Origin of the sequence: Rhodococcus sp. 14-2483-1-1 (genome assembly GCF_002259335.1) — a bacterium.
GTDB lineage: Bacteria > Actinomycetota > Actinomycetes > Mycobacteriales > Mycobacteriaceae > Rhodococcoides.
The window spans coordinates 1-26,994 of the sequence record NZ_NPFX01000027.1 but is presented as its reverse complement, the minus strand read 5'-3'; the positions used below and the strand labels follow the sequence as shown (position 1 = coordinate 26,994).

Annotated in this window: 27 protein-coding genes, 3 tRNA genes and 1 pseudogene; 15 read left to right on the top strand and 16 right to left on the bottom strand. The window is 64.1% G+C overall.

Annotated features, from left to right (window positions below):
• Positions 1-58: 58 nt before the first annotated feature.
• From CH294_RS26420 to CH294_RS26405, 5 genes are all read right to left on the bottom strand, one after another.
• Positions 59-724 (bottom strand): hypothetical protein, encoded by a 666-nt coding sequence (locus CH294_RS26420; protein WP_141216546.1) that lies wholly within the window; start codon positions 722-724, stop codon positions 59-61.
• A gap of 22 nt (positions 725-746) precedes the next feature.
• Positions 747-983 (bottom strand): hypothetical protein, encoded by a 237-nt coding sequence (locus tag CH294_RS27320; RefSeq protein ID WP_141216545.1) that lies wholly within the window; start codon positions 981-983, stop codon positions 747-749.
• Positions 984-1,173: 190 nt separating this feature from the next.
• Positions 1,174-1,246, bottom strand: a tRNA-Arg gene (locus CH294_RS26415).
• A 50-nt stretch (positions 1,247-1,296) separates the two neighbouring features.
• Positions 1,297-1,386 (bottom strand) — tRNA-Ser (locus CH294_RS26410).
• Positions 1,387-1,509: 123 nt separating this feature from the next.
• Entirely contained in the window at positions 1,510-2,274 is a 765-nt protein-coding gene (locus CH294_RS26405) for a dienelactone hydrolase family protein (protein ID WP_032405142.1), read from the bottom strand.
• A gap of 93 nt (positions 2,275-2,367) precedes the next feature.
• On the opposite strand from CH294_RS26405, the gene hisC reads away from it, so the two are divergent.
• The gene (hisC, locus tag CH294_RS26400) at positions 2,368-3,423 is read left to right on the top strand and encodes a histidinol-phosphate transaminase (RefSeq protein ID WP_094739399.1); all 1,056 of its coding nucleotides are present in this window, start codon (positions 2,368-2,370) and stop codon (positions 3,421-3,423) included.
• On the opposite strand, the gene CH294_RS26395 is transcribed toward hisC, so the two are convergent.
• Together CH294_RS26395 and CH294_RS26390 are read right to left on the bottom strand one after the other, a co-directional pair.
• Positions 3,412-4,458 carry an alpha/beta hydrolase family protein gene (locus CH294_RS26395; RefSeq protein WP_037152970.1) on the bottom strand — a complete coding sequence of 349 codons (1,047 nt, stop codon included), beginning with the start codon at positions 4,456-4,458 and terminating at the stop codon, positions 3,412-3,414. The two genes, hisC and CH294_RS26395, sit on opposite strands and share 12 nt — an antisense overlap.
• Positions 4,459-4,750: 292 nt before the next feature.
• Positions 4,751-4,954 carry a DUF3072 domain-containing protein gene (locus CH294_RS26390; protein WP_032381115.1) on the bottom strand — a complete coding sequence of 68 codons (204 nt, stop codon included), beginning with the start codon at positions 4,952-4,954 and terminating at the stop codon, positions 4,751-4,753.
• 145 nt (positions 4,955-5,099) lie between these two features.
• Here CH294_RS26390 and CH294_RS26385 point away from each other — a divergent pair, with 145 nt between their 5' ends.
• Complete coding sequence (locus CH294_RS26385; RefSeq protein WP_094609072.1) at positions 5,100-5,432, top strand: excalibur calcium-binding domain-containing protein; 333 nt, start codon at positions 5,100-5,102, stop codon at positions 5,430-5,432.
• Between the two features lie 78 nt (positions 5,433-5,510).
• Positions 5,511-6,434, top strand: a complete 924-nt coding sequence (locus CH294_RS26380) for an RluA family pseudouridine synthase (RefSeq protein ID WP_170944866.1) — start codon at positions 5,511-5,513, stop codon at positions 6,432-6,434.
• 16 nt (positions 6,435-6,450) lie between these two features.
• Here CH294_RS26380 and CH294_RS26375 read toward each other — a convergent pair whose 3' ends face one another.
• The 3 genes from CH294_RS26375 to CH294_RS26365 form a co-directional block, all read right to left on the bottom strand.
• Positions 6,451-7,263, bottom strand: coding sequence for a formate/nitrite transporter family protein (locus CH294_RS26375; protein ID WP_094739398.1), 813 nt, complete (start codon positions 7,261-7,263; stop codon positions 6,451-6,453).
• A 123-nt stretch (positions 7,264-7,386) separates the two neighbouring features.
• A tRNA-Ser gene (locus CH294_RS26370) sits at positions 7,387-7,476 on the bottom strand.
• A 45-nt stretch (positions 7,477-7,521) separates the two neighbouring features.
• Positions 7,522-7,965 carry a MarR family transcriptional regulator gene (locus CH294_RS26365; protein WP_052065233.1) on the bottom strand — a complete coding sequence of 148 codons (444 nt, stop codon included), beginning with the start codon at positions 7,963-7,965 and terminating at the stop codon, positions 7,522-7,524.
• A gap of 146 nt (positions 7,966-8,111) precedes the next feature.
• On the opposite strand from CH294_RS26365, the gene mgrA reads away from it, so the two are divergent.
• The gene (gene mgrA / locus CH294_RS26360) at positions 8,112-9,146 is read left to right on the top strand and encodes an L-glyceraldehyde 3-phosphate reductase (protein WP_094739359.1); all 1,035 of its coding nucleotides are present in this window, start codon (positions 8,112-8,114) and stop codon (positions 9,144-9,146) included.
• Positions 9,147-9,227: 81 nt separating this feature from the next.
• Positions 9,228-10,217 (top strand): NAD(P)H-quinone oxidoreductase, encoded by a 990-nt coding sequence (locus CH294_RS26355; RefSeq protein WP_094739358.1) that lies wholly within the window; start codon positions 9,228-9,230, stop codon positions 10,215-10,217.
• A gap of 71 nt (positions 10,218-10,288) precedes the next feature.
• Here CH294_RS26355 and CH294_RS26350 read toward each other — a convergent pair whose 3' ends face one another.
• Positions 10,289-11,494 carry a cysteine desulfurase-like protein gene (locus CH294_RS26350; protein WP_032381109.1) on the bottom strand — a complete coding sequence of 402 codons (1,206 nt, stop codon included), beginning with the start codon at positions 11,492-11,494 and terminating at the stop codon, positions 10,289-10,291.
• A gap of 217 nt (positions 11,495-11,711) precedes the next feature.
• On the opposite strand from CH294_RS26350, the gene CH294_RS26345 reads away from it, so the two are divergent.
• The 5 genes from CH294_RS26345 to CH294_RS26325 all read left to right on the top strand — a co-directional run bounded on the left by CH294_RS26345 (position 11,712) and on the right by CH294_RS26325 (position 15,862).
• Positions 11,712-12,293: a bacterial proteasome activator family protein gene (locus tag CH294_RS26345; RefSeq protein WP_037152883.1), complete on the top strand. Its 582-nt coding sequence runs from the start codon at positions 11,712-11,714 to the stop codon at positions 12,291-12,293.
• Between the two features lie 105 nt (positions 12,294-12,398).
• A complete protein-coding gene (locus tag CH294_RS26340) occupies positions 12,399-13,235 on the top strand; it encodes an ABC transporter permease (protein WP_165430239.1) in 837 nt (278 codons plus the stop codon).
• Between the two features lie 16 nt (positions 13,236-13,251).
• Positions 13,252-14,052 carry an ABC transporter ATP-binding protein gene (locus tag CH294_RS26335; RefSeq protein ID WP_170944878.1) on the top strand — a complete coding sequence of 267 codons (801 nt, stop codon included), beginning with the start codon at positions 13,252-13,254 and terminating at the stop codon, positions 14,050-14,052.
• Positions 14,036-14,947 (top strand): glycosyltransferase family 2 protein, encoded by a 912-nt coding sequence (locus tag CH294_RS26330; protein WP_170944865.1) that lies wholly within the window; start codon positions 14,036-14,038, stop codon positions 14,945-14,947. The genes CH294_RS26335 and CH294_RS26330 overlap by 17 nt, the downstream gene beginning before the upstream one ends.
• Before the next feature lie 51 nt (positions 14,948-14,998).
• Entirely contained in the window at positions 14,999-15,862 is an 864-nt protein-coding gene (locus CH294_RS26325; RefSeq protein ID WP_094739357.1) for a TylF/MycF/NovP-related O-methyltransferase, read from the top strand.
• Here the strand turns inward: CH294_RS26325 and CH294_RS26320 are convergent, their stop codons facing one another.
• The 4 genes from CH294_RS26320 to CH294_RS26305 all read right to left on the bottom strand — a co-directional run bounded on the left by CH294_RS26320 (position 15,863) and on the right by CH294_RS26305 (position 21,086).
• Positions 15,863-17,755, bottom strand: coding sequence for a glycosyltransferase (locus CH294_RS26320; RefSeq protein ID WP_094739356.1), 1,893 nt, complete (start codon positions 17,753-17,755; stop codon positions 15,863-15,865).
• A gap of 111 nt (positions 17,756-17,866) precedes the next feature.
• Positions 17,867-18,700, bottom strand: a complete 834-nt coding sequence (locus CH294_RS26315) for an alpha/beta fold hydrolase (RefSeq protein WP_094739355.1) — start codon at positions 18,698-18,700, stop codon at positions 17,867-17,869.
• Positions 18,697-19,302, bottom strand: a complete 606-nt coding sequence (locus CH294_RS26310) for a TetR/AcrR family transcriptional regulator (RefSeq protein ID WP_032381102.1) — start codon at positions 19,300-19,302, stop codon at positions 18,697-18,699. The genes CH294_RS26315 and CH294_RS26310 overlap by 4 nt, the downstream gene beginning before the upstream one ends.
• A complete protein-coding gene (locus tag CH294_RS26305; RefSeq protein ID WP_094739354.1) occupies positions 19,299-21,086 on the bottom strand; it encodes an amidohydrolase family protein in 1,788 nt (595 codons plus the stop codon). The genes CH294_RS26310 and CH294_RS26305 overlap by 4 nt, the downstream gene beginning before the upstream one ends.
• A gap of 183 nt (positions 21,087-21,269) precedes the next feature.
• Between CH294_RS26305 and CH294_RS26300 the strand changes: the two genes are divergently transcribed.
• From CH294_RS26300 to CH294_RS26280, 5 genes are read left to right on the top strand one after another with little or no spacing between them, the layout of a single operon-like run.
• Positions 21,270-23,501: a hypothetical protein gene (locus CH294_RS26300; RefSeq protein ID WP_094739396.1), complete on the top strand. Its 2,232-nt coding sequence runs from the start codon at positions 21,270-21,272 to the stop codon at positions 23,499-23,501.
• Positions 23,502-23,550: 49 nt separating this feature from the next.
• Entirely contained in the window at positions 23,551-24,603 is a 1,053-nt protein-coding gene (locus CH294_RS26295; protein WP_170944877.1) for a glycosyltransferase, read from the top strand.
• Complete coding sequence (locus CH294_RS26290; RefSeq protein WP_094703547.1) at positions 24,600-25,541, top strand: SDR family oxidoreductase; 942 nt, start codon at positions 24,600-24,602, stop codon at positions 25,539-25,541. Before CH294_RS26295 ends, CH294_RS26290 begins: the two co-directional genes overlap by 4 nt.
• Complete coding sequence (locus CH294_RS26285; RefSeq protein WP_032381099.1) at positions 25,538-26,005, top strand: GtrA family protein; 468 nt, start codon at positions 25,538-25,540, stop codon at positions 26,003-26,005. Before CH294_RS26290 ends, CH294_RS26285 begins: the two co-directional genes overlap by 4 nt.
• On the top strand, positions 26,002-26,838 hold the full coding sequence (locus tag CH294_RS26280; protein ID WP_094609065.1) for a glycosyltransferase family A protein: 837 nt from the start codon (positions 26,002-26,004) through the stop codon (positions 26,836-26,838). The genes CH294_RS26285 and CH294_RS26280 overlap by 4 nt, the downstream gene beginning before the upstream one ends.
• Before the next feature lie 8 nt (positions 26,839-26,846).
• On the opposite strand, the pseudogene CH294_RS27945 reads toward CH294_RS26280, so the two are convergent.
• Positions 26,847-26,994 (bottom strand): annotated as a pseudogene (locus CH294_RS27945) (dTDP-glucose 4,6-dehydratase); the annotation flags it as partial.

Sequence of the window (26,994 nt, the reverse complement as noted above, 5' to 3'; positions counted from 1 at the left end):
AGAAGATCCTCGTCTCTCGGAGCCCACTCACTGAATACTCGCCCATGACCTGGGCTGGTCACGACATCACTCCCGTGGCGAAGCCAAGTGATACCACTGACAACGAATAGGTCGGTTGGTTGAAATTCCCGTGCGTGATTGACCTCGCCGTGGGTGAGTTCGACGGCATTGGGTTCCCCGTCGAGCCCTTCACTTCGACATGCCGCTCGCTGGCTAGGTCCCCAGAACCGAAAAGCAGGAGGTCGAAAGGCCGGGATGCGCCGACATCCTTGCACTCGTACCCGAGCGACTCGTAGTGCTGAATCGCCTGCCGCACAGCCTGCATCTCGATCGCTCGCCGGACCTTGGGGTCCGACACGTGACCTGCCTCGAGGGCTTGCCGGCGATCCGAACGCGCCGTCGACGACGTCTCCGATCCCTTGCCATCCACGCCTCGGTCGGCTGAAGAGTGGATCTGCGCGACAGCAAGTTCTGGCAGCACACCGAATAGCGCGGAGGGGAATTTGCTGAGGTACCCACCTTGTTTGGGGCGGAGGGTTCCATTCGAGAGAAATGCGAACGGAAAGTAGACGCTTCCGTCACGGCCGATCTCGAGGACATCCTGCACCGAGCGGATGGCGGGTAGGCGTTCGTTCAAATCCTGGAAGGTAACCGACGTCGAGAACTCCGTGTAGTCGCGCAACAGAGCTTCTCGGCCGCTCGCGGGGCTGTTGTCGTTGTACACGAGGTTGTCGACCTCGTACGGCTCACCGTCGACGATCGACCAACCGACGAACCTGGATGGCTTCCCATCCCGGGCTGTCGTCCAGTGGAGTACGACGTCGCCGTCCCGAACGTGGTTGACGAGCTCCCAGTACGGAGTCGAGACTCCGTTTCGCTTCGCGAACGGGACTCTGATTTCCATCGCCGAAATCGTCGCGCCTGATCGTCTCCATCCAATACCGCTCGGCAGGGTCCGTCAGCCACCACTCGTTGATCGTCACGACGCCACTGTGTCATGGTCGAGCCGTTCCAATGTTGGGACTGAGGCTGTCCGGCCCCGACACCGTGAACTCAACACTTTCGTGCCGAATTCCGACCAATGTGTTGAGTAAGTGTTGAGCCGGGCGCAACTCGGATGGTCATCGAAAATGCCCCGAACCGCATCGCTGCAGCTCCGGGGCATTTCTTCTGTGCGCCCGAAGGGATTCGAACCCCTAACCTCTTGATCCGTAGTCAAGTGCTCTATCCGTTGAGCTACGGGCGCATGTTCAGTTATCCAACTGGTCTAGCTGAACGGTAAGAATCTACCGTTCGTGGCGGAGGCGAGAGGATTTGAACCTCCGGTCCCGGTGAAAGGACAAGTCATTAGCAGTGACTCCCATTCGGCCGCTCTGGCACGCCTCCTAGGCTGCCGGCCCTCTCGGACCGCCGAGGAAAGAGATTACACACGGCAAAGGCCAGAAGGCAAAACGGCTGGTCGACGCCTCAGGTTCGCACGGCGTTCGCGTAGAAGATGCGTGTTGCTCGTCAGCGCATGAAGCTGTCGAACCAATCGAAGATTCGAGTCTGAGCATCGACCAGAGCTGCCTCGGCCGGGTCGGTGTGGTCGCTGCTGCCCGGTTGCTCCCTGGGATGGTCGGCCCGATGCTGCACACCCGAATAGCTGACGATGTTCGTGGCCACTGAGGCACGCGTGGCAGCGTCGCGAAGGGCCTCGATGTGATCCGGTGGGGTGTGCGGGTCGTCCTCGCCGTAGAGACCGAGCCAGGGTGCCTGAAGCTTGGGTGCAGCCTCGACCAACGCGATCGCATCGGAGTTGAGCGGTTCGACGATGCCCGCTGCGGCAACACTGACCGCCGCTCCGACCGGACGGCTGGTGGCCACGATCAGAGCTGCTGTGCCTGCGTCGTCGAATCCGATGACCCCGACACAATCGGGATAGACCCCGCGCTGCACCAGCCAGTCGGAGGTGGCGTCGAAGTCTGCGAAGAGGTCGTCGCCGAAGACCTCCTTGTCGTCGCTGTGACCCCGGTGAAAGAGATTCGGGGCGACGGCGAGCCAGCCTTCCATCGCCAGCGCACGCAGCAGGTCGAGCAGAGACTGTGGAATCTCACGAGCCTCGTGCAGCACGACGATTCCGCCGCGCGGTGTGCCCTCCGGCTCGATGGCCGTCAGAGGCACCTTCTCTCGCGGGGGAGATTCGTGCGCGGACGTATCCACCTCGTCGTCCGCGCCGACTGTGGGCGCGGTGGCGGACCGAAGGACTGCGACGTCGCTGAAGATTCCCGACATACTTATCGAAGATAGGACGATCGGTCCGGTCGTGCACAGCAATAACACGGACGCGTAGAAGTCAACCCCGAACCTGAGCGCATAATGGCAGCCGTGACCGCGCACATCCGCCCCGACCTCGACGCCATCCCCGCTTACATTCCCGGCCGTAGCTTTCCGGGGGCAATCAAGCTGGCGAGCAACGAAACAACGCAGGGCCCGCTGCCCAGCGTGCATGCCGCTATCGCCGAGGCCGTCGGTGGCGTCAACCGCTACCCCGACATCCGGGCGACGGCACTCGTCGAATCCCTGGCGAAGAAGCTCGGAGTAGCGACCGAAAATGTGGCCGCAGGTAACGGTTCGGTTGCACTGTGCCAAGAGGTCGTTCAGATCACGTGTGGCCCCGGCGACGAGGTGCTGTTCGCATGGCGTTCGTTCGAGGCGTACCCGATCATCGCGCGCGTTGCCGGTGCGACGCCCGTGCAGGTTCCACTGACCGCAGACCACGTGCACGATCTCGACGCGATGCTCGCGGCCATCACCGACCGCACCCGCCTGATCTTCGTGTGCAACCCCAACAATCCGACGGGAACCGTCGTCCGGCGCGCCGAGCTCGAGGCCTTCCTCGACGCGGTGCCGTCGAACATCCTCGTCGTACTGGACGAGGCCTACTTCGAGTACACCCGTCCCGACGCTGACGGCGATCACGTCGATGGCGTGGAACTCGCGCGTGGACGACGCAACGTGATCGTGCTGCGCACCTTCTCGAAGGCGTACGGTCTCGCCGGCTTGCGGGTGGGCTATGCGGTAGCCGACCCGGACGTGATCACAGCATTGTCCAAGGTGCGCATCGCCTTCGCGGTCAGCACGATCGCGCAGCAGGCAGCGTTGTCGTCGCTCGAGGCCTCGGCGGAGCTACTGGCCCGCACCGACGCCCTCATCGTCGAACGCGACCGCGTACGCGACGCTCTGGTCGGAGGAGGCTTCGACGTCAACGCATCGCAGTCCAACTTCGTGTGGCTGCCGTTGGCCGAGAGGTCCGGTGCATTCGCGTCGGCTGCAGCCGAACAGGGTTTGCTGCTGCGCGCCTACGGAAACGACGGCGTGCGGGTCACCATCGGCGACCCGCACGAGAACGACGCATTTCTGAAGTACGCCCTACAGGCCTAGCGCGCGTTCGAGCGTCGGCCAGGATTCACGCAGGTCGTCCTGCCAGTACGGCCAGCCGTGAATTCCGTAGGGGCGATAGACGGTTGTCGCAGGGATGTCCAACGCGCGCAGTCTCGTATCGAACACTGTCGTGCAGTACAACGCGGCGGCCTCGAGCGGCCCGCCCATGAGCGCACTCTCCGGTCCGCTACCGCCGGGACCGAGTTCGTACGGGCCGGGCAAACCGGTACCGACGGAGATGTAGACGTCTTTGCCGCGGAGGGCCTCGGCGTTGGCGGATGGGTCGTGCTGCACCCACAGAGGGTCGGTGTTCTCGCCCCACATGTTGGACGCGTTTCCGCCGTTGGTCGCGACGGTAGCGCGCACCGCGTCCTTGAAGTTGGTCTGCGAGTTGTCGTAGCAACCGCTCAGCCCGGCGACGCCGGTGTAGAGCTTGGGGTGACGCGTGATCAGATCCATCGCGGCCTGCGCGCCCATCGAGACACCCGCGATCGCGTTGGTGCCGTTACCGGAGAAGCGCGCATCGATCAGCGGCGGCAGCTCCGACGTCAGGAACGTCTCCCACTTGTTCACACCGAGCACTGGATCCGGAACATTCCAGTCGGTGTAGTAGCTGCTCGATCCACCGACCGGGAGCACAACGTTGACCTGCTTGTCCGCGAAGAAATCGACGATGTCGGTCTTCTGCGTCCAGGTGCTTTCCTTGTAATCGGATTCCTTGCCTGCACTCACACCGTCGAGCATGTAGAGCGTCGGGCGGGACACGGCCTGCGCGGCCGGAAGAAGAACCTGGACCTGAATGGCGCGGCCCATGGCGGGCGACTCGACCCACACCGCGGCGCGGCGATCGGTCAGCATGTCGACACGATCGATCCGCGCCGACGCCGACGGCAAGGACTGGGCCTCCATGCTGGGCACTGCACCGCCACCATCGGAACTGCCGGTACCGGGCAGCGGCTGCGCCCCGGCGAGACCCGACCCCAGCAGGGAAACTGCCAGAGCAGTTCCCGCTACTGCCAACACACGACGGTGCATCTGATCTGCCATCCTCCCCAGGCGCACCCTCGCGGGCGCAACACAAACAACATCCGTTACACAACGTACCCACCGCTACGCAGACACGCCGAAGCCTGTGGGTCCGCTCACAGTAGCCGCGAAACAACGCGTACAAAAGTCTGCGTAATCCTTTGTTACATCTACTGAAGATGTAACGGTCTACCTGGTCCGATGTACCGAATCTTGCGGTCGTTCGGGAGGCACTCGATGTGACATTCGGTGGACTTTTCGGGGGTCGATGTCACATCGAGTGGACTTCCGTGGTGTCGACTCAGCCGCGGCCGGTCTCGCCCTGCAACTTGTCGATCATTTCCGACGCCTGAGCCTTGTTCAGATCATCGGGGACTTCCTGCCCGGCTTCCTGAGCGAGGGTGCTCAAGTAGCTCTTCTGCGGCCCGGTCATCGGCTCGTCGCCGGTGACCCAATCGTCGGGATCCTTCTCGGGGTTCTGGTTGACCTGCTCGTTTTCGCTCATACGTTCGTAAGTACGCCGAATCGGCGGGTTCCAAACACGTTCGTGATTCAGGAGGCGCGTCCGTAGGTCGTGCGAATGACTTCATTGACAGTTCAATGACCGCCCGGCAATGCTCCACGTCACACCCCCCTCGATTGGAACCCTCATGAAGACGAAGAACCTGCTGGTCAAGATCGGCATCTCTGGTGTCATTGCAGCGTCAGCCGCGATCGCCGCCCCTGCTGTCGCGTCCGCCGACCCGATCACCGATTTCCTGTGCGGAGCCGGCTCGGCTCAGTTCTGCATCCTGCCTCCGCCGCCCGCCTTCGCACCCCCGCCGACGCCGCAGGGAGCACCCGCGCCCGCACCTCAACCCAGCGGATTCCAGTACAAGAACTGCGACGCCGCACGTGACGCTGGCGCCGCTCCCGTCTACCGCGACGAGTACGGCTACGGCCCCCACCTCGACCGCGACAACGACGGCATCGGCTGCGAGTAGCGAATTCGCACTTATGCGGGCAGATCATCGCGAAATGCCTGCATAAGTGCGATCTCGGCGGGCGGATACGCTCATTCGGTGAGACGACGCCAGCAACCTCCCCTGGCGAAGCGACACGGACTGGACCCCGCGCGTATCCGAATGCCCGAGGACGGCGCATGGCGCACCGTCCGCGACTTCCTGACGGCGACCGAGTTACGAATCCCTGCACACCGGATCGACGCCATGTTCGACGCCGGCGAGATCGTCGACATGGCCGGTCCCCTCTCCTCCGACGCGCCGTACGTGGCCGGCGAAGCCGTCTGGTTCCACCGCGACCTTCCGACGGAAACCGTTGTGCCGTTCGATATCTCGATCGTGCACCGCGACGACGCGCTGCTGGTGATCGACAAGCCGCACTTTCTGCCGACCATCCCCCGCGGCGGACACATCCTGCAGACCGCGCTGGTGCGACTGCGCCTGGAACTCGATCTGCCGCAACTGGTGCCCGCGCACCGACTCGACCGCGTCACCGCGGGTCTGGTCTTGTTCGTCGTCGATCCGGCACTTCGTGGCGCGTATCAGACGCTGTTCCAGGATCGAAAGGTTCACAAGGAGTACGAGGCGATCGCTCCGTACGACCCCGCGCTGACCTTGCCCACCATTGTCCGCAGTCGAATCGTTACGGAGAGAGGGCAATTCACGGCCCACGAGGTGCCCGGAGAACCCAACGCGCACACCACCGTCGAACTCTTGGACCATCGGGCCGGACTCGGCCGCTATCGACTGACACCGTTGACCGGCCGCACTCATCAACTGCGACTGCACATGAATTCGCTCGGGGTGCCGATCCTCGGCGACGACCTCTACCCGACGGCCACCAACCGGGCCGTCGACGATTTCACCGCTCCTCTTCAATTACTCGCCAGCGCAATCGAATTCATCGATCCCATTTCCAAATCCGTGCGACGCTTCGAGACCGGATCGAGCCTGGAGCGTTGGGTGTCGGATGGCAGACCCTGACTGCCGTCGCCGCTGACTACTCGGGATTCCGGTCACGCTCGGACTTCACCAGCTCCTTCGTGCGCACCAAGCGCAGCGCGGTGACCAACACGACGCCCCCAATGATGTTGAACAGCACTGTGTATCCGAACCATTCGATCCAGGCGACGTAGCTCACGTCCGCACCCGCGTGGATGGCCCCGAAGATCAGCAGGGAATCGAGAATCGAGTGGAACAACTGCAGACCGGCCAGAAGGAAACCAGCCGCCATCGCCGCGATGATCCGTGCGACGTCGGAGGTTGTTCCCTGCTGCATGCGGGTCAGCAGGGTCATCGTGCTGCCACCGAGAACAGCCAGGCAGATCGACTGAAGATTCAGTGGCGCGTCGACGAAATGATGTGCCGACTCGGACAACACCTCGAGCCACTGCGGAAACGCGTGCGCGATCAACCACATCACGAACCAACCGCCCAGCAAGTTCGCCAGTAGTGTCCCGATCCACAGCCTTGCCAGCTGCAGAGGTGTTCCGTTGCGGGCCACCACCGCTGCGATCGGCATCAGGAAGTCCTCGGTGAACAGCTCACCATGGGCGAGATAGATAGCCACCAGGCCGATTCCGAACGCCAGGCCTGCCAGTAGATGACTGTCGGTCTCCTCCAGAACCGCGAGATACGCCATCACACCCAGAGCGACTTCGAGCCCGCCGAAGAATCCGGTGATCAGGACTGTGCGCACGGTGCGGTGCAATCGCTCGGCACCCTCCGACACAACGGCGTCGAAACTTTCCTCGAGTTCCTCTTCCAGAGGTCCCTCGTTGTCGCCGTCGTTGCGCCGCGCTTCTTCGCTCATTCGCAGGTAGTACCCACTGAGCTGGGATCGATACCAGCCGGCGCTGTCTGTGTCGGCGCCGATCGTCCACAGACACAAACCGGCCCACCCTTGCGGGTGGACCGGGGTTCGACAGCGAACATGTGGCGGAAGCGGAGGGATTTGAACCCCCGGACGCTTTTACACGTCTCTCGCTTTCAAGGCGAGTGCATTGGGCCGCTCTGCCACGCTTCCGTGTGCGATCTTAAACGGCTGGGCGGCCCGAGTCCCAATCGCCCCTCATCGTCGCGGTGCCGCGGCAGAGGTGTCCATCGCTGCGTCGACCTTCTCGAAGATGGTGCCGAGCACCTCGAGTTCCTCTGGAGAAAGCAGATCGACGAGATGTCGGCGCACACTGCGCACATGGGTGGGTGCCGCCTCCGCCAATCGTCGACGGCCCTCCTCGGTGATCACCGCGAGTACGCCTCTGCCGTCGTCGACGCAGGTACTGCGAGTGACCATGTCCTGAACTTCCATTCGCCTGATCTGATGCGTCAGGCGACTTCTCGAAGACAGGACACCGTCGGCCAGCTCGCTCATTCGAACCGAGCCGTCGACCGATTCGGACAACATCACCAGGATGCGGTATTCCGCCATCGACAGATCGTGGCCATCCTGCAGATCCTTGTTCAGTACCCCCATCAATCGTTGCCCGCCGTCCATGTAGGCGCGCCATGCTTTCATTTCCGCAGTGTCGAGCCACTGCGGGTCCCCCCCGGAACCAATGGCTAGTTCGGCCGTCACCCGTGACATCTTAGGCAAGAAATCTACCGACGAGTAGCTTGCACTGGTTGAATGTTCGATTCGAGTCCGAGACCTATGGTCGAGTTATGACAGATCCCAACATCGAACCGCCGTACGTTGCCGCAGCCGACAGATACGAGTCCATGCACTTCCGGCAAGTGGGATCACGCGGACCGAAGCTCCCGGCGATCTCGTTGGGACTGTGGCACAACTTCGGCGACGACGTTCCAGTGATGAACCAGCGCGCGATCCTGCGTCGCGCCTTCGATCTGGGGATCACGCACTTCGATCTGGCCAACAACTACGGCCCGCCCTACGGCAGTGCGGAGAAGAATTTCGGTCGCATCTTCTCGGAGGATTTCGCCGGCTATCGCGACGAGCTGATCATTTCGAGCAAAGCCGGCTGGGACATGTGGCCAGGCCCGTACGGCTTCGGTGGTTCTCGGAAATATCTGCTCTCTTCGCTGGACCAATCGTTGACGCGCATGCGCCTGGACCACGTCGACATCTTCTACAGCCACCGTCCCGACCACGACACCCCGATCGAGGAAACCGCGGGCGCGCTGATCAGCGCGGTTCAGCAGGGCAAGGCCCTGTACGCGGGCATCAGCTCCTACAAGCCCGAGGGGACGCAGAAGATGGCGGACCTGCTCGCCGACGCGGGTGTTCCCCTGCTGATTCACCAACCCAGCTACTCGATGGTCAACCGCTGGATCGAGCCCGAACTACTCGGCACTCTCGACGCGATCGGCGCAGGCGTCATCGCGTTCTCTCCCTTGGCGCAGGGCATGCTCACCGACAGGTACCTCGACGGTATTCCTGCGGATTCGCGCGCAGCACAGGGTAAGTCGTTGAACCCGGATTGGCTCACCGACGACCACATCGGACACCTTCGGGCTTTGAACGACATCGCCGCCGCCCGCGGTCAATCCCTCGCACAGCTCGCACTGAGCTGGGCCCTGCGCGACCCGCGGGTGACGTCCGTCCTGATCGGCGCATCGAGCGTCGAACAGCTGGAGAACAACGTGGCCGCGCTGGACAACCTCGACTTCACCGACGACGAGCTGGCCCAGATCGACCAGCACGCCGAGGACTTCGGAATCAACCTCTGGGACCTGTAGGAGTGCCTGCGGCAGTGGTGCGGTTGAGTACCTCCTGGGGCACTCGACCGCACCACTGCGCCAGAGGCGCACTATGGAGACATGCGTGCCATCACACTCAAAGAATTCGGCGACCCCGACGTCATGGAATGGACCGAGGTTCCCGACCCACGTCCGAGCCGCGGGCAGGTGATCGTCGACGTCTCGGCCACTGCCATCAACCGTGCCGATCTGATGCAGCGTCAAGGCAACTATCCGCCGCCCCCTGGTGCCAGCGACATTCTCGGCCTCGAATGCTCGGGCATCATCTCCGAACTCGGCGAAGGCGTCAGCGGTTGGAGCGTGGGCGACAGAGTCTGCGCACTGTTGGCCGGCGGGGGCTATGCGGAGCAGGTCGCAGTACCCGCCACTCAGCTGTTTCCGATTCCGCAAGGGCTCGATCTGCATGTGGCAGCGGCACTTCCGGAGGTCGCATCCACAGTGTGGTCCAACCTGGTGATGGATGGACACATGCGCTCGGGCCAGGTATTGCTCATCCACGGTGGTGGTAGCGGAATCGGTACGCACGCAATCCAAGTGGCCAAGCAGATGGGCGTCACCGTCGCGGTCACCGCCGGCTCGAAGTACAAGCTGGACATGTGCGCCGATCTCGGTGCGGACATCCTCATCGACTACAAGAACCAGGACTTCGTCACCGAGATTCGTTCACAGACAAAGGATCACGGAGCCGACCTGATCCTGGACAACATGGGAGCGAAGTACCTCGATCGAAATCTCGACGCCCTGGCCATGGACGGCACCGTCGTCACCATCGGGATGCAGGGCGGCGTGAAGGGAGAGCTGAACTTCGGCAAACTCCTCGCCAAGCGCGGCTCGGTACACGCAGCCGGGTTGCGCGGGCGCCCCGAAACCGGACCGTCGAGCAAGGCCAACATCGTCGCGGACATGACGGAGCACCTGTGGCCGCTGATCTCCGAGGGACGCGTCACTGCCGTCGTGCACGCCGAAATCCCGATAACCGAAGCGGCGCAGGGACATCGAATGCTCGACGAGGCCGAGACGATCGGGAAAGTGATCCTGCGAGTCCAGTGATGTGCGCCTGAGGTCGTGAGCGGAACCTCGTAGTGGGCTACGAGGTTTCGTGCACGTGCGGCGAAGCCGCTCTACAGGGCGAGCGCAGTGAGCGCTTTGACGAGCTGATCGATCTCGTAGCGGGTGGTGTACGGAGCCAGACCGATGGAGACGGCACCACCCTCGTCGTTGACTCCGAGTGCGTCGAGCAGACGACTGCCGCCGTGGACTCCGCTGACGCTGCCGATTCCGGCCTGCGCGAGTTGCTCGGACACCTTCACTGCAGGCACACCCTCGACCGTGAAACTCACGGTGGGAACACGCGTGGGTGCATTGCCCAGCACCATGACGTGATCCAGTGAATTCAGCGCCTTCATCAAGTAGTCGAACAGCCCGTCGTGGTAGTACTGCAGCGATCCGATCGAGAGCTCGAGACGCTCACGACGGGTTCCTGTCGCGGCGTCGTCGAGATTGGCCAGGTAGTCGATGGAGGCCACCACACCGGCCAACAACGCGTACTGGTGACTGCTGACCTCGAGCCGCGCGGGCCCCTTGGCCGACGGGTTGAGCGACATCGACGGAAGTTGTTCCAGCAGGGTCGGATCGCGGAAGATCAGCGCGCCGACGGACGGGCCACCCCACGCAGCGGCATCGATCGCAACGACGTCGGCTCCGAGTTCCTTGATGTCGACGTGAGCGTACGGAGCAGCTCCGGCTGCGTCGACGACGATCAGTCCGCCCACCTCGTGCACCAGATCTGCTGCAACCCGGACATCGGGTGCGCTGCCGACGATCGGCGACGCCGCAGTGACCGCGACGAGCCTGGTGGTGGAGGTGATGAGTTCGTCGAACTGCCACGTGGGCAGCTCGCAGGTATCGATTTCGACTTCGGCCCATTTGACGTGCGCGCCGGTTCGGCTGGCCACCCGCAGCCACGGCGCAACATTGGCTTCCTCGTCCAAGCGCGAGAGCACCAGCCCGGTTCCCAGACCGAGCCGTGAGCTCATCGACTCGGCGAGCCACGACAGCAGCGTCGCGCGGTCCGGTCCGATGACGACCCCGGACGGATACGCACCCACCAGATCGGCAATCGCCACACGCGCAGATTCGAGCAGAGCTGCACTCCGCTTGGCTGCGGTGTTACCGGCCGAGTGGTTGGACGCGCTGTGCCTAAACGCCGTGGACACCGCGGTCGACACCCGATCCGGTATCAACATCCCCAGCTGAGGGTCCAGATGAATCCACCCGTCGCCGAGGGAGGGAATGGACCCTCTTACCCGCGCGACGTCGTACCCCATGCCGGACACTCTAAGCGCCGACCGGTGAAGCATGTGTTCCACGTCCCGTTTCGCCAGGGAACGGTTGCCCACTTCGCACGCTCGATCCCTCCCTGCTTCCACATTTGTCCGACGAGCCCCGGGCTGTTTTCTCGACGAACTACTGTTCCCGACGACCGAACCAGGATAATCGCCCCGGACGATCGCGCAACGACGAGCGACGCGTAAAGATGGATACATGACCCAATCCGAGTCGAACAGTGCCCCCGATGACCACGTCGTTGTGATCGGCCCCAACGGAGAACCGCTCGCCCTGAGCCGCGAGGAAGCGACGGCCGCAGCCGCCCGCGCCGCCGGATCGTCGGCGAACGAAGATTCGGACGACGGGTCGGGCCTGTCGGAGATGGTCGAGCAGCCCGCGAAGGTCATGCGCATCGGCACGATGATCAAGCAGCTGCTCGAGGAAGTGCGCGCCGCTCCGCTCGACGACGCGAGCCGGACGCGTCTGAAGGAAATCCACAAGTCGTCGATCCACGAACTCGAACAGGGACTCGCGCCGGAACTGCGCGACGAGCTCGAGCGTCTGGTGCTGCCCTTCGGAGACGACGTCATCCCCACCGACGCAGAACTGCGGATCGCACAGGCGCAGCTCGTCGGCTGGCTCGAAGGACTGTTCCATGGCATCCAGACGGCACTGTTCGCGCAGCAGATGGCCGCCCGCGCCCAACTCGAGCAGATGCGGCAGGGTGCGTTGCCTCCCGGTGTGATGGGCACCCCGGGTAGCGGCCACAGTGGAAGCGGTACCGGCCAGTACCTGTAGAAGGTGCGAGTGAAGCCTGCGGAATGAGCCAGGGCGTTTCGACGGGTAGTGTCGACCGTCGTGTCGGCACCAGCGAAGGATCCCGAGAGCGAGGCAGGAGAACAGATGCCTGCTCCGGTTTCGGACTCACAGACTTATCGGCGCGCGTTCGGCGATCTGCGAACCGGTTTCAATCAGCGCGAACTGTGGCTTCATCTCGGCTGGCAGGACATCAAACAGCGTTATCGACGGTCGGTGATCGGCCCGTTCTGGATCACCATCGCCACCGGCGTGCAGGCCATCGCCATGGGCCTGTTGTATTCGGTACTGCTGGACATCGACCTGCGCTCGTTCCTGCCGCACGTCACCGTCGGTCTGATCATCTGGAACCTGATCAGTGCCGCGATTCTCGAAGGCGGAGACGTCTTCGTCGCGAACGAGGGTCTGATCAAGCAGCTGCCGAGCGCGCTCAGTGTGCACGTGTATCGCCTGGTGTGGCGTCAACTGCTGCTGCTCGGCCACAACATGCTGATCTACGTGATCATCATCGCGATCTTCTGGCCCGAGGGTGGGCTGCACTGGACCGTGATCTTCGCGATCCCGGCGCTGGTGCTGATCCTGCTCAACGCCGTGTGGGTGTCCATCCTGTTCGGCATCATCGCCACCCGCTACCGCGATATCGCCCCGATTCTCGGCAGCTTCGTGACGCTGATGTTCTTCATGACGCCGATCGTGTGGACCACATCGGGCCTGCAGCAAATGGGCGGCGAGGCCGCGAACCGCGCCAAGCTCGTCGAGATCAACCCACTGTTCCACTACCTCGACATCATCCGCGCCCCGCTGATCGGCGAGGATCAGCAGGCGTACCACTGGTACATCGTGCTCGGCTTCACCGTCGTCGGCTGGGCGCTGGCCATTCTCGCTCTCAAGAAGTACCGGGCCCGCGTGCCCTACTGGGTTTAGGGGTCAGCAGTTGTCCATCAGCATCAGTACCCATGACGCATGCGTCGACTTTCCGATCTTCGACGCCAAGACGCGGTCGCTGAAGAAGGCATTCCTCGGTAAAGCCGGCGGTGCCATCGACCGCAACTCCTCCGACGTCGTCGTCGTCGAAGCACTCAAGAACATCACGATGAACCTGAAGGACGGCGATCGCGTCGGACTGGTGGGTCACAACGGCGCGGGCAAGTCGACTCTGCTGCGACTGCTCTCGGGCATCTACGAGCCGACGCGTGGCAGCGCCACCATCCGCGGCCGCGTCGCGCCGGTGTTCGATCTGGGCGTCGGTATGGACCCGGAGATCTCCGGCTACGAGAACATCATCATTCGTGGCCTGTTCCTCGGCCAGACGCGCAAGCAGATGCTCGCGAAGATGGACGAGATCGCCGACTTCACCGAACTCGGCGACTACCTCGACATGCCGCTGCGTACCTACTCGACGGGTATGCGGGTGCGCGTTGCGATGGGTGTGGTCACCAGCATCGACCCTGAGATCCTGCTGCTCGACGAGGGCATCGGGGCCGTGGACGCCGAATTCATGAAGAAGGCGCGTCATCGGCTGCAGCAGTTGGTGAAGCGCTCGGGAATCCTGGTGTTCGCCAGCCACTCCAACGAATTCCTGGCTCAGTTGTGCGATACCGCGATGTGGATCGATCACGGCCAGGTACGGCAGCAGGGCGGCATCGAGGAAGTGGTGCGGGCATACGACGGCGACGACGCGGGAGACCACGTCGCGCAGATCTTGAAAGAGATCGAGCGGGAAGATGCAGCCGGTGCCTGACAAGATTGTCGGGGTCATCGTCACGCACAAGCGTCGTGAGTTGCTGGCTTTGTCGTTGGACGTGATCGGTGCTCAGACCCGTCCGCTCGATCACCTGGTCGTCGTCGACAACGCCGACGAGCCCGCTGTCCGCGAGTTGGTGGAGTCGACGGCCCTGCCGACGACGTACCTCGGCTCGCAGCACAATCTCGGCGGCGCGGGCGGGTTTGCCCTCGGCATTCTGTACGCGCTCTCGCTCGGTGCGGATTGGGTGTTTCTCGCCGACGACGACGGCCGCCCCGAGGGCCCGAAGGTGCTCGAGACTCTGTACGACTGCGCCCTCGCCCACGGCCTCGACGAGGTCTCCCCCGTTGTGTGCGACATCGACGATCCGGATCGGCTGGCGTTTCCGCTCCGCCGCGGCGTCGAGTGGCGTCGGCTGCGGTCGGAGTTGATCGACCCGGAGAATCCGGACGACGATCTCCTGGAGGGCATTGCGTCGCTGTTCAACGGCGCGCTGTTCAAGGCGTCGACGATCGATGCGGTGGGCGTGCCCGATCTGCGGCTGTTCGTGCGCGGCGACGAGGTGGAAGTGCATCGTCGGCTGCAACGCTCGGGCCTGAAGTTCGGCACGTGCCTCACCACCGCCTACGTCCACCCCAACGGGGCCGAGGAGTTCAAGCCGATCCTCGGTGGTCGGATGCACACGCAGTACCCGGAGGATGCGACCAAGCGCTATTTCACCTACCGCAACCGCGGTTACCTGATGTCGCAACCCGGCATGCGAAAGCTGTTGCCGCAGGAGTGGATTCGGTTCACCTGGTTCTTCCTGATCACCACACGCAATCCCAAGGGACTGGCCGAGTGGTTCCGGCTGCGCGGGCTGGGGCGTCGGGAACACTTCCGCCGACCCTGACGCTGCCTCCAAGGGGTGCGCGCACCCACGTGATACCGCTACCGTGTGCCCATGACGGAACCTCGGAAGCTCGCGGATCGCATCAAGTCGTCGGCACGGGAGAAGCTGCAGCGGGCAATCGGCGAGGTTCTGGAGAAGCAGACGGCGCAGCTGGCCGAGCAGACGAGTGACCAGCAGGCGAAATTGCTCGAGGTGGTCGAGCGGCAACGTCGCGAGATCGCCGAACTGCACACGTTCGTCCGCGGGCTCGAACATCGCACGCGCCGCGATCTTTTCTACGCCTCCGAGGTGGAAGCGGCTGCGCAGAGCGCCGAGTTCGCCGAGGAGATGATGCCGCTGACACCGACGTTTCTCGGGCCGCACGCGACGCTGCGTTTCGCACTCGGCGAGGTCTCCATCCGCGGCATGGCCCTCGAGTTCGGCGTTGCCAGCGGCACGACCCTCGAGATCATCGCCGAGGAGTTGGCACCGCGCAAGGACATCACCGTCGTCGCCGGCTTCGATGTCTTCTCCGGTCTACCCGAGACGTGGCGTACCGGTTTTCCGAAGGGACTGTTCGAGCAGGAGAGCATCCCCGAAGTGCCGGGCGCGCAGATCGTCCCCGGACTGTTCGAGGAGTCTCTGCCGGGCTTCCTGAAGGGTCACCACGAGAAGCTGGCCTTCCTGCACCTCGACGCCGACCTGTACTCCTCGACGGTCACCGTGCTGGATCTGGTGGCCGATCGACTCGCCGTGGGCACCGTCATCGTGTTCGACGAGTACTTCAATTTCCCCGGCTGGCGCAACCACGAGTACCGGGCGTGGACGGAATTCGTCGCACGCACCGGCACCGAGTTCGACTACCTCGGCTACACCGCCGACAACGAACAGGTCGTCGTACGGATTCGCACGGCACCCAGGCTTCGATCGAACTAGCTACTGCCCGTAGAGGCGAGCCCAGTTCTCTCGGCTCGTCAGCTTCGGCACGGCGGCACGGTACAACGCGGCAACCGTCGGCGTCTCGGTGCGCAGACGCTTGAGTGCGGTCACCCCGCGCTTGAGCAGCTCGGACGCATGGGCCTTGTTGCGCTTGCGAACTCGGACGCCTTCTTGCGAGCGATCGGTGACGATCGCGTGCGAGAACAGCGAGACGTGCCACCAGTGCGCGTCGTCGGCCGAGATGGCTACGGGGCCGGGGTTCACCGTCCCGCGCCACTGATTGAGCACTCGCTTGGCAAGCACGGCGAATTCCATGCTCTTCTTCGGATGCGGGCCCGCAGGAGTGATGAACATGTCGGCCGGACGCACCCCGGGAACGTCGTTCGCGTTGTGCCGCTTCGTTTCTCCGTAGGCAGCACGTTCGCGTCGGATGGAACCGGCGGCGTCCATACCGCCGTCGAGCAGATTGTCCGGGCCTGCCAAGAAGTCTTCGACGGCCTTGATCAGCGTGTACGCCATGCCGTACTGCATCGACACCAGGTAGCGGAGCAGGTCGGTGAAGAGTTGCTTCGCGAGCGTCTTACCGTCGAGTTCGATGTGCAGGGCGGCGGTGATCATGCCGTTGCGCAGGTTGAAGTAGCGATGCCACTCGTCCCAGTCCTTCCACGCGAAGTCAGCGTGCCAGACGGCCGCACCCGGGAGCGTGACGGTGGCGAATCCGTTTGCGCGAGAGCGGTATCCGTACTCGATGTCGTCCCACTGGAAGAACAGTGGCAACGGGTACCCCACCTGTCCGACGATCTCGGACGGGATGAGGCACGACCACCAGCCGTTGTATCCGGCGTCGACGCGGACATCCTGCTGACGCTTGCGCTTGAACGCACTCTTGTCCGAGATCGCGTTCTTGACGTGGATTCCGGCTTCGAGCTTCTGCAGGTTCGCCACCTCGGCACCGACGTGCACACGGTCGGGGTGGAGCAGGTACAGCATCTGCGCGCCGATGATGGCGGGCTCGATGGTCATGTTGGCGAACGAGTTCATGCGGACGATCGCCTCGGGCTCGCACAGCACGTCGTCGTCCATGAAGATCACGTTGGCCGGATCGCCGCCCTTGCCCTGCACCTCGTACAGGCCACGGGTGAACCCGCCTGCGCCGCCGAGATTGGGCTGGGTGATGTAGACGAGTTTGTCGCCGAGCTCGGCCGCCACGCGTTGGAACTTCTCCCGCGTCTGCACCTGATCGGTGCCCTGATCGATCACGTAGACGTTGTCGACACCGAGCAGCGCAATCGGGTCGTCCGCCATCGCGGCAACGGTGTTGGCGCAGTCGTCGGCGCGGTTGAACGTGCAGATCACTACCGAGGTGGGTCGCAGCTTCTCGGGAGCGGCGACGGTCCACTCCGCGTCCTGCACCGACAACTCACTCGACGTCGTGGTGAAGCGGACGTACAGCGCGCCGCCGTCGAGGAACTGCGTGGTGGCCACCGGAACGGCCAACTGAGTCGACGCGTTCGCGGAGTCCACCGTCGTGCTGGCCATCGTGCGCTCGTGGCCCTTGTAGTCGGTCGCAACCAGATCGACTCGGCCGGCACCGGAGACGTTCGCCTGGAAGACCACCTCGGTGACCGAGGTCCACCGCTGCCAGTAGCTGGCCGGGAACCGTCCGAAATAGCTGTTCGTGTGCAGCACGCTGCGCTTGGCGATCCGCGCGCCGGTGCGGGTGCGCTCGGCATTGCCCTTGCCGACGGAGCTGTACATATCGGCGCTGACCAGTGGCGACGGCCCGTCGAACAGAAGTCTCTGAACAGTCAGCTCGGACCGGCTGTCACCGCCGGAAGAAGCGGACACATCCGATGCGGAGCCGAGACGATCGAGAGCAGTGCCGTCCATACCGAGAAATACCCCATCCAGTTCGAGTAGTGGCTCTGTGCGGCCGTGGAGAGAAGAAGACCACTGACCATGGTTGCACAGCCCGCGGCCGAACCGTCCGACGCTCGCCGTCTACTCCGCTTCCTGCACCCTGGCCATCAGCACGCGAGCAGCATCGACCGGGTGTGTGTACGGCCACCAGTGGCCTGCGTCGACCCGGACGACGCGCAGGTCGGGGATCCATCGATCCAGACCGTCGGTGAGGTTCGGCGACAGCATGCGGTCGTGTGTAGGAGCCACCACGGTGGTCGGGACGGTGCACAACGGAGCAGGCCCGCGGAGCACACGCCGCAGCACGTTGGCCCGGTACAGGGCGATGCCGCGCTGCTGGTCCACCACCGTCGGGGTCGGGTCGCCCTCGGCGCCCAGTCGCGCCAACAAAGCCGGTACCCGGGTGCCGACCACGGGCACGTGAAACCCGAAGACGTACCAGGACCGAGCCAGCTGCCCGATGAGCGAGGGCCAACGCTGTGGCCGGACCAGCTGCGTTCGCGCGACCTGCCGCAGATGATCCAGGCTGGGCCCCGACACCGACGTGTACGACGCGAAGGCGGTGGCAGCCCGAGGAGCGGCCATCGCCTCCCACATCTGAACCGACCCCCAGTCGTGGGCGAAGACGTGAACCTTGCCGGTGAGCCCAGGAATCGACTCGACCACCGCGAAGGCGTCTCGCGCCAGCTGCTCGATGGCAACGTCCGCCGCAGGCCCCAACACGGACGCTCCGCTGCCTCGCGTGTCGTAGGCGATCACCCGAACCGTGTCGGCGAGCTCGGCGATCAGCGGATCGAACACGTGATGGTTGTCGGGATAGCCGTGCACCAGCAGCACCGTCGAGCGCGCGGACGGGTTTCCGTATTCGAATACGGGAAGCTCGGCACCGGACGTGCGTACCGTCCAGCCGGTCATCCCGCGTCCGTCAGGGCGTGCAGAGTGCCACCACGCAGCAGGTGAGCAATCATTCTCAGCCGCATGGCCTCCTGCTCGGGCTGCGGATGGACCACGGCCGCCAACGCCTCACCGTCGAGTAGGTGCACCACGGTGAAGATCACCGTTTCCAGATGCCGTGGATCGATCACGCCGGCGACGGGCAGCGCTCGTGCTAGTTCGCCTATCTGCTCGTGATATCGAACGGTGAACGGCTGCAGCCTCTCTCGTAGCTCCTCGTCACTGCGGGCGGCGGTCAGCAGCTCGTACCAGGCCCCGTTGATCGGGGCGCGGCACGCAGCCCTGAGCAGTTCGAGGCAGTGCTCGATCGATGCGCTCCCGAAACCGGACAGGCCACGGCGAAACTCGACGAACTGACGTCGGCGAACCTCGTCGGCCGCGGCGACGATCAGATCCAGCCTGGTGTCGAAGTGCCGAAACATGGCCCCGGACGACACCCCCGCGCGGCTGACTATCTCACTGACACTGGTTGCGGCGTAGCCCTTCTCGCACAACGATGCGATCGTCGCGTCCAGCAATTTTCCGATGGTCTCGGTGCGGCGCTGCTGTTGACTCGGACTCACACACGCTCCCGGCGTCGAGGAGCCGTGGCAGTGCCTGCCCGCAGGAAGCTACCCGCACGCTCCGACACGCCGAACCACGGCGCAAAGGTGCCGCTGGAGAACACCACTCGGCCCGCGACCAGGGTGGCGGTGACAGCACGGTCGTTGCGATTGACCATTCGACTCAGGCCACCGAACTCCGGCATTGTCTCCTCGCGATAGGCCAGGACCTCCTCGTTCAGACCCTCCGGGTCGATCACGACGATGTCGGCACGATCGCCCACCCGAAGGTGTCCGGCGTCGACACCGTAGAAGTCGGCCAACTCGCCGCTGAGCTTGTGCACCGCCTTCTCGACGGTCATGAACGGCCGTCGATCGTTGCGTGCGTCGTGCACGCGGTGCAGCAACCGGATACCGAAGTTGTAGAACGCCATGTTCCGCAGATGAGCACCGGCATCGGAGAATCCCACAGTGACCCCGGGCTGGTTGATCAGCTTGTCCATCTGCCGCTTGCGATGATTGGCAACCGTTGTGTGCCAGCGCAGCTTTCGGCCGTGCTCGACCACCAGATCGAGGAACGCGTCGACTACGTGCACACCACGCTCGGCCGCGACCTCAGCGATGTTCTTTCCGACGACCGACACGTCGGGACACTCGGTGATCTCGGCGTCGGCGAAGTCTCGATGCCAGACGCGTGAGCTGAACTTCTTCTCGAAATCGGCACGGAACCAGCGGCGGTAGGCCTCGTCCGAGAGCAACTCGTTGCGGCCCAACTCTTCTCGTAGATGAAGAGCTGCGCGGCCGGAGCCGAACTCCTCGAACACCACGAGGTCGATGCCGTCGGAGTAGACGTCGAACGTGGTGGGCAGGTGCTGCCAGCGGAACTGACCCTTGCCCGGCCCGTTGACCATCCGAGCCAGTGGACCGAAGACACGATGAATCCAGGGCGACGCCTTCGCGTCCGCCGCGGCGAGCAGCGAGATCTTGAGCGGAGTGCGGCCGATCCCGGTGGCCGAGGCGAGGAAGAACAGCATGTCGTACTTGGTGTTCAGGTTCGGGATGCTCTGCAACAGCCGCCCGCGTCGACGCAGAATCTTGTGGAGTGCACGGAACTCGCTCCACCGCGCGTACGAGGACGGCAACGACCGAGACCGGTACCGATCCCCGTCCAACTTGTCCCACGGGTTCGTCATGGTCGACATTCCGAGCAGCCCGGCATCGAGTGCATGCTTGAGCGCGTCGGACATTGCACGCCATTCCTCACGGGTGGGCCTCTGACTGCGATCGGTCGAGCGGTCCAGGCCCATCACGTGCGCGCGCAGATCCGAATGACCCACCAGCGCTGCGATATTGGGGCCGAGAGGCAGTCGCTCGAGCGCTGCGATGTACTCGTCGGGGCTGTTCCACGTCTTGTGCGTATCGACCGCTTTGAGCACATGATCGCGCGGCAGCGCCTCGACCCGACTGAACAGGTCTGCGATGTCGACCGGGGTGGAGTAGAGCGTCGACAACGAACAGTTCCCCAGCAGAACCGTCGTGACCCCGTGCCGGACGGACTCTTCGAGGCCCGGCCCGACGAGCACCTCGGCGTCGTAATGGGTGTGTACGTCCACGAAGCCCGGCGTGACCCACTTGCCGGTGGCATCGACCACCTCGGTCGTCGCGCCCGCCTCGAGCGGTGTGGCCGACACGGCCCGCACGACGCCGTCGACGATGCCCACATCGGCTCGCACTCCCGGGCCGCCGGATCCGTCGTACACGGTGCCGCCGGTGATGACGACGTCGAAAGGAATGTTCGCGTTCATGTGACCTCCGTCATAGGATGACGAAACTCTAACTTAGAGAGTGATCACTCGCAATAGCCGCATTGCCGCAGACACCGGCGTCGTGGAGGACTCGACGTTTCGGTTACCGGGCACCTCGAGAGCTAGAGTCGGGTGTCTTTGCCCGAACTCACGGAGTTGACTTTGCCCACCACGGATACCCAGATGACGAGCGGCTCTCTGCCCGACGGCAAACGAGAGCGCCTCGTATGGGGCGCGGCGATCGCCGCAGTCGTCGTGTTGGGCTATCTCTTGATTCTCAGCGTCGACCCGCGCTTCTTCTACATCGACGACACCGAATCCGGAGCCATTCCCAACTGGCTTCAGCTCGGGCGCATCATACGCGACGGCCACTTTCCGTCCCTCGTGCTCGATCAGTGGATGGCGGGCAACTATCCCGTCGAAGGCCAGGGCGGCCTGTGGAACCCGGTGCAGATGGCGATCAACTACATCTCGCCGTCCGTCGACAACCTGGTACTGCTCGCAACGGTGGTCAAACTCGGCTTCTCGATCCTGCTGGCCTGGGGCGTCTATCGCGTCGCACTCACCTACGGAGCGCGCGCCAACTGGGCCGCCGTCGCGGGCGCGAGTGCACCGTTCGTCGGCTTCACCCTGTTCTTCGAGAACACCTCGTGGGTGACCGCACTCATCGGCACCGCGTACATCACCAACGCGTGGGCGAGCTCGGTGAAATACGCCCGCGGCCGCAGCGGCCCCATCGTGCCGTTCGTGTTCCTCTACCTGGCCATCAGCGTGGGTTACGTACACGCTGCGGTGATGGCCGGCGTGATGATCGGCTCCGTCGCGATCGGCGAACGCCTGTTCCAGCGCCTGTGGCGACCCGCTCTGAAGGTGTGCAGTGTCGGCATCGCAGCGGCCGCGTGTGGGGCTGTGACCTTCCTCCCTGGAGTACTGACCTCGGCGGTCACCTGGCGCAGCGGCGACGAGGGAACGTTCAACGACAACTTCCTGACGGCACCGTGGTCGGAATCGCTGACCGCAAGCATCCCCACGGCCGTGACGAGTATCGAATCGTGGGCGGGCGAGACCACCGAGTCGCCGGTCACCTACATCGCCTGGTTCGTCGTCCCCGCGCTCGCGTTCATCGCGTGGCGTCGGGTGCCCGCGGCCTTGCGTGAGCTGGCCGCACCGCTGATCCTGTTGACGTTCGCACTGGTCTTCACAGCCGGGCCGAGCGACATCGGCCCCATCCGCTGGCCTGCGCGCATCCTTCCCTTCGTCGCCATCGTCGCGCTGATTCTCGTGGTCACCCTGATCAGTCGATACGGAACTCTCGACAAGCTGCGGCCCCGGCTGCTCGCGGCCGGTCTGTTGACACTGGTGCTGTTGCTACGCGCCGGCTCCTCGGGACCGGAGTTCTTCGGCCGCCACATCCTCGCCGCGCTGGCGATCCTGCTCGTCGGCGCACTCGCGCTGCTGCTGGCCCACCGCTTCTCCACCCGGGCGACGGCAGCGCTGCTCCTCGTCACGATCGCGCCGGTTGCGATGTACCAGGTGGCCACCTACGAGCCGCCGTTCGACAAATGGTGGCTGCCCGCATCTCAGTCCGAAGCGAAGGCGCAGTTCCCACAATGGCAGGGCTCGACGTTGCAACTCGGCAGCCGCGCTCTGACCGAAACTCAGGCCAACGGGCCGGACGACCCCCAGCTTCCGTGGCACTCCCAGGTGTACGGCAACTCCGCCAAGGTCATGGGCCTGGACTACGTCAACGCCTATACCCCCGTCGGCTACCTCGATTTCGCCAATCTGCTGTGCTTCGAGCACGAAGGATCGACCTGCACGGATGCCTTCGGCCGACTGTTCGAGATCGAGCCGTACACCGGCAAGACCTACGCGGACCTGATGCAACTGGACCGCGTCGTTCTGCAGAAGCTGCAGTATCCGTTCGCGGATTCCCAACCCGCGCCCGCAGGCTGGCAGTGGGTGACCGCACCCACTCCCGAGGCGGCTCGCCAGGTCTTCGTCCTCGAACGTGTCGACGGGCTGATTCCCTCGACGTCCGGACGCGTCGTCGCGACGGTCGACGCCACAGCCGAACCCCGCAGCTCCGACGCCGACTCCGAGCACGTCGACGTCAGTGCACCCGACGGCGGCAGCGTCGTTTTCTCGCGGTTGGCCTGGCCCGGGTACACCGCCACGCTGAACGGTGAAGAACTGCAGACGAAGGGCTTGGCCGACATCTTCCTGTACGTCGACCTGCCGCCCGGCACCGACAACGCGGACCTCGAGATCACCTTCCGGCCGCCGGGCGAACGCCTCGGACTGGCCGCGATGGCAGGCGGAGTGCTGGTGCTGATCGGCCTGGTGGTGCTCGATGTGCGACGGCGCAGAAGCTCGAGTTCTCCGGAGCTCGGCAGTACGACGTCCAGCAGATAAGGACGGGAGTAGAGCCTGCGGAACGACCCAGATAGGGTAAGCCCTCGTGATGTCCGACGACGCTGCTGCTGATCCGCACCGCATTTCCATTGTGGTTCCGGTCTATCAGGGCGAGCGGACACTCAGCGCGTTGATGGACGAGATCATTCCGTTGACCGAAGTGGTGCACACTCCCCTCGGCCGGCCGATGATCGTCGAAGAGGTTCTGCTCGTCTTCGATCACGGACCCGACAACTCCGCTGCCGTCATTCGGCAGCTCACCGCCGCGCACACGTTCGTTCGCGGCGTATGGCTCAGTCGCAACTTCGGCCAACACCCAGCCACGCTGGCCGGTATGGCATCGAGTGGCGGCGAGTGGATCGTCACGATGGACGAGGACGGTCAACACGACCCGGCGGCCATCGGCGGCATGCTCGATACCGCCCTCGACCGGCAGTCCACCGTGGTCTACGCCAAGCCCACCAATGTCGCGCCGCACGGATTGTGGCGTAACGCCGCCTCCCGCGGTTCGAAGTGGCTGATTGCCAAAGCTCTGGCCGGGGACAACACCGTCGACTACCAGAGCTACCGCCTGGTGCTCGGTGAAGTCGGTCGTTCCGTCGCCGCGTATGCCGGTTCCGAGGCCTACCTCGACATTGCTCTCGGGTGGATCGCAGGCGACGTCTCGACGAGTCCGGTGGCATTGCGGGAGGAAGTGGATCGTCGATCGGGTTACCGACTGCGGACACTGCTCTCGCACTTCTGGCGGATGGTGCTCTCGAGCGGCACCAAGGGACTGCGGATGGTCAGCTTCATCGGCCTCGCCTTCGCCCTGCTCGGCCTGATTCTGGTGGCCTACGTGCTGATCTCGTACTTCGTGTTCGATTCGGGTGCCGAGGTGCGAGGCTGGGCATCGACGATGGTGATCCTGCTGTTCGGCTTCGGGGCAACCCTGTTCTCACTCGGAGTAGTGGCCGAATACGTCGGCGTCAACGTCAAGACCGCCATGGGTAAGCCGCCGTACCTCATCGTCACCGATCCCGGAAACGGCCCACTCGGGCGCACCGCGCCTGCAGAATCAGTCGAGAATTCACAGTCGACCGACAACACACCGTCGACGTGACCGCGACGCACACCTGGATCGTCGGCAGCGGCGGCCTACTCGGCGCAGCAGCGACCCGGGAGGTGCAACGCCGCGGGCATCACGTGCACACCAGTACGATCCCCTGGACGAACAGGGCGTTGGCCGAAGAAGCTCTGCTGCAACGCTGTTCGGAATTCTTCGACTCGTTCGACGACGGTGCGTGGAACGTGATCTGGGCCGCGGGCGCGGGTGTGAACGGCACCAGCGCAGCGCAATTCGCTCAGGAGAACGAGCTGATTCGCACAGTCCTCTCGCGCATCGAAGCAGTAGCCGCCGATCGCGCCGACACCGGAACGGTCTTCCTCGCCTCGTCCGCAGGGGGCGTGTACGCGGGCGCACTCGGAGCGCCGCATCATGAAGGAACGCAGCCGGTTCCGTTGGGCGACTACGGCTTCGCGAAGCTGCAGTCCGAGTCGATCGCCACCGACTTCGGGGTGCGCACCGGCATCAATGTGGTGATCGGCCGCTTCGCGAACCTCTACGGCCCGGGACAGAATCTCGCGAAACCGCAAGGCCTGATCTCGCACCTGTGTCGCGGATACCTGATGGCGTCGCCCGTATCCATCTTTGTACCGATGGATACGCTGCGCGACTATCTCTACGTGTCCGACGCGGCCGAAATGGTGGCCGACACCCTCGAGATGTCTGCCGAGCAACAACTTTCGCCGACGGTCAAGATCTTCGCCTCGGGCGAGGCCGTCACGATCGGTTCGATCCTCGGAGCGTGCCGAACAGTCTTTCGCCGACGGCCGAACGTGGTGCTCGCGGCATCTCCCCTCGCCGCCTTCCAAGGTCGCGATCTGCGACTGCGGTCTACGGTCTGGCCGGAAATCGATCGTCGCACCCATCGAACGTTGCCCGCAGGCATCGCGTCGACCTTGTTCGCGACGCGTCAAGCATTGGCGGTCGGTCGATGACCGAGCCGCAGACTCCCGCTCCCCCGGCCGGCATGAGCGGTGCGCCCGGGCCGCTGATGCGCATCGTCAAGAATCAGAAGATCGCATTCCTGCTCGTCGGCGGCGTCAACACCGGGTTGGGCACCGCGTGGTTCATCCTGTGGCAGTTGCTCATCGGTGAGCAGTACGGCTACCACGCCGCCATCGTCCTCGGCTATCTGTGCAACGTGCTGTGCGCGTTCGCGATGTACCGCTACCTGGTGTTCCGCGTGCGCGGGCACTTCCTGCGCGATCTGCTGCGGTTCTTCGTCGTCAACTTCGGCGCGTTCCTCGCGAACATATCGTTGATGACCATCGCCGTATCCGTGCTCCACTTCCCGCCCATCCCTTCACAATTGGTCGTCACAGCAGTGATGGCAGTCGTCAGCTTCTTCGGCTACCGCGACTTCTCGTTCCGCAGAAAGAGCCAGGCCCCCACACCATGACCCCCCGTGTTTCCGTCGTCGTCCCGGCGTACAACAACGCCGAATACCTGGCCGAGACCATCGATTCGATTCTCGCCCAGACGTTCACCGACTTCGAGCTAGTCATCGCCGACCACTCGTCGACCGACGACACCCTCGCCGTCGCGCAGAAGTTCGACGACCCCCGCATCCGTGTTCTGACGACCCCGGCCGGTGGTGGCGCACAGGCCAACTGGAACCGCGTCACCGAGGAGGCCACGGGCGATCTGATCAAACTGGTGTGCGGCGACGACACCATCGCGCCCACCGCGCTGGCCATCCAGGTGCAGGCATTCGACGACAACCCGGCCGCCGTTCTGGTCGCCTCGCAGCGCACCCTCATCGACGCCTACGGCAAGACGGTCATCGCCGCCCGCGGGCTCGGCGGACTGCAGGGAAGGGTGTCGGGGCGAGTAGCGGCCAGAACTGCAGTTCGAGCCGGCGCCAACATCTTCGGTGAGCCCGGCGGCGTGATGATGAAGCTGTCGGAGCTACGCGACATCGGACTGTGGGACAACAGCCACCCCTACCTGATCGACCAGGCCACCTTCATCGCGGTCGCCCTGCGCGGCGACATCGTCGCCATCCCACAGCCACTGGCGTCGTTCCGCATCAACTCGGGACAGTGGAGCGTCGAGCTGGCCACCCAGCAGGCCCGTCAGGCTGCGGACTTCCACCGCTCACTGCAGGCAAGCGATCCGACGTTGCTGTCCAACGGCGACGTACGCATCGGAAACGCCAAGGCTCTGATGACGTCGTTCATGCGCCGCGCGGTGTATCTGCTTCTGCGCCACCGAATGTCACGCAGCAGCTAGTCCATGTTTCAGGGCAGTACGGACTCTTTCGCCGCATAGACGGCTTCGGTAGCGTCCTTCTGCGGTCGCCACCACTGCTCGTTGTCGCGGTACCAGTCGACGGTTGCCTTCAAGCCGGCCCGGAAGTCGACATAGGTTGGTGTCCAACCCAATTCG

What these genes read in the sequence shown, in the direction of transcription:
- mgrA (WP_094739359.1), top strand. Translation starts at nt 8,112, where the DNA reads ATGACAGATCCCAACATCGAACCGCCGTACGTTGCCGCAGCCGACAGA.
- CH294_RS26355 (WP_094739358.1), top strand. Translation starts at nt 9,228, where the DNA reads ATGCGTGCCATCACACTCAAAGAATTCGGCGACCCCGACGTCATGGAA.
- CH294_RS26365 (WP_052065233.1), bottom strand. Translation starts at nt 7,965, where the DNA reads ATGAAAGCATGGCGCGCCTACATGGACGGCGGGCAACGATTGATGGGG.
- CH294_RS26345 (WP_037152883.1), top strand. Translation starts at nt 11,712, where the DNA reads ATGACCCAATCCGAGTCGAACAGTGCCCCCGATGACCACGTCGTTGTG.
- CH294_RS26305 (WP_094739354.1), bottom strand. Translation starts at nt 21,086, where the DNA reads ATGAACGCGAACATTCCTTTCGACGTCGTCATCACCGGCGGCACCGTG.
- CH294_RS26295 (WP_170944877.1), top strand. Translation starts at nt 23,551, where the DNA reads ATGTCCGACGACGCTGCTGCTGATCCGCACCGCATTTCCATTGTGGTT.
- CH294_RS26405 (WP_032405142.1), bottom strand. Translation starts at nt 2,274, where the DNA reads ATGTCGGGAATCTTCAGCGACGTCGCAGTCCTTCGGTCCGCCACCGCG.
- CH294_RS26330 (WP_170944865.1), top strand. Translation starts at nt 14,036, where the DNA reads ATGCAGCCGGTGCCTGACAAGATTGTCGGGGTCATCGTCACGCACAAG.
- CH294_RS26300 (WP_094739396.1), top strand. Translation starts at nt 21,270, where the DNA reads ATGACGAGCGGCTCTCTGCCCGACGGCAAACGAGAGCGCCTCGTATGG.
- CH294_RS26320 (WP_094739356.1), bottom strand. Translation starts at nt 17,755, where the DNA reads ATGGACGGCACTGCTCTCGATCGTCTCGGCTCCGCATCGGATGTGTCC.
- CH294_RS26350 (WP_032381109.1), bottom strand. Translation starts at nt 11,494, where the DNA reads ATGGGGTACGACGTCGCGCGGGTAAGAGGGTCCATTCCCTCCCTCGGC.
- CH294_RS26375 (WP_094739398.1), bottom strand. Translation starts at nt 7,263, where the DNA reads ATGAGCGAAGAAGCGCGGCGCAACGACGGCGACAACGAGGGACCTCTG.
- CH294_RS26325 (WP_094739357.1), top strand. Translation starts at nt 14,999, where the DNA reads ATGACGGAACCTCGGAAGCTCGCGGATCGCATCAAGTCGTCGGCACGG.
- CH294_RS26285 (WP_032381099.1), top strand. Translation starts at nt 25,538, where the DNA reads ATGACCGAGCCGCAGACTCCCGCTCCCCCGGCCGGCATGAGCGGTGCG.
- CH294_RS26340 (WP_165430239.1), top strand. Translation starts at nt 12,399, where the DNA reads ATGCCTGCTCCGGTTTCGGACTCACAGACTTATCGGCGCGCGTTCGGC.
- CH294_RS26315 (WP_094739355.1), bottom strand. Translation starts at nt 18,700, where the DNA reads ATGACCGGCTGGACGGTACGCACGTCCGGTGCCGAGCTTCCCGTATTC.
- CH294_RS26385 (WP_094609072.1), top strand. Translation starts at nt 5,100, where the DNA reads ATGAAGACGAAGAACCTGCTGGTCAAGATCGGCATCTCTGGTGTCATT.
- CH294_RS26390 (WP_032381115.1), bottom strand. Translation starts at nt 4,954, where the DNA reads ATGAGCGAAAACGAGCAGGTCAACCAGAACCCCGAGAAGGATCCCGAC.
- CH294_RS26395 (WP_037152970.1), bottom strand. Translation starts at nt 4,458, where the DNA reads ATGCACCGTCGTGTGTTGGCAGTAGCGGGAACTGCTCTGGCAGTTTCC.
- CH294_RS26280 (WP_094609065.1), top strand. Translation starts at nt 26,002, where the DNA reads ATGACCCCCCGTGTTTCCGTCGTCGTCCCGGCGTACAACAACGCCGAA.